We start from the raw sequence: 601 nt of genomic DNA on the forward strand, positions 1-601 counted from the left end.
GGCCAGCAGGGCGTCGACCTGGTGGCTCATGGCGTTGGCGGTCAGGGCGATGATCGGGGTCCGCGCGCGGCCCTCGGCGGCCTCCAGGCGGCGGATCTCGTGGACCGCGGCGACGCCGTCCATGACCGGCATGTGCACGTCCATCAGCACCAGGTCCCAGCCGCCGTCGCGCCAGGCCTCGACAGCCTGGGCGCCGTTGGCCACCACCCGCGGCGCGATCCCGGCCTGGCCGAGGATCGCCTTGAGCACCAGTTGGTTGACGTGGTTGTCCTCGGCCGCCAGCACCCGCAGCGGCGCGCGCGGCGCGGTCTCGGGCGCGACCACGATCCGGGCCTCGGCGGCGGGCAGGGGGCTCAGGCGGTCGGCCGGCAGGCGGACGGTGAAGGTCGAGCCGAAGTCGACGGCGCTGGACACGACGATCTCGCCACCCATCAGGACGCAGAGGTCGCGGCAGATCGCCAGGCCCAGGCCGGTGCCGCCGTGGCGCCGGGTGCTGGAGGCGTCCAGCTGGCTGAACTTGCCGAACAGCCGGTCGATGTCGCGGGGCGCGACGCCGACGCCGGTGTCGGCCACCGCCAGCTCCAGCCAGTCGCCCTGGACC

Annotated in this window: 1 protein-coding gene; it reads right to left on the reverse strand. The window is 74.9% G+C overall.

Features of this window, described 5'->3' with window-relative positions; all coding sequences use genetic code 11:
- Positions 1–601 (reverse strand): ATP-binding protein (locus J7528_RS23960; protein WP_291879865.1); only part of this gene is annotated, 601 nt, incomplete at both ends.

The sequence above is a fragment of the Caulobacter sp. genome, from assembly GCF_017744445.1.
In the GTDB taxonomy this organism is placed as follows: domain Bacteria; phylum Pseudomonadota; class Alphaproteobacteria; order Caulobacterales; family Caulobacteraceae; genus Caulobacter.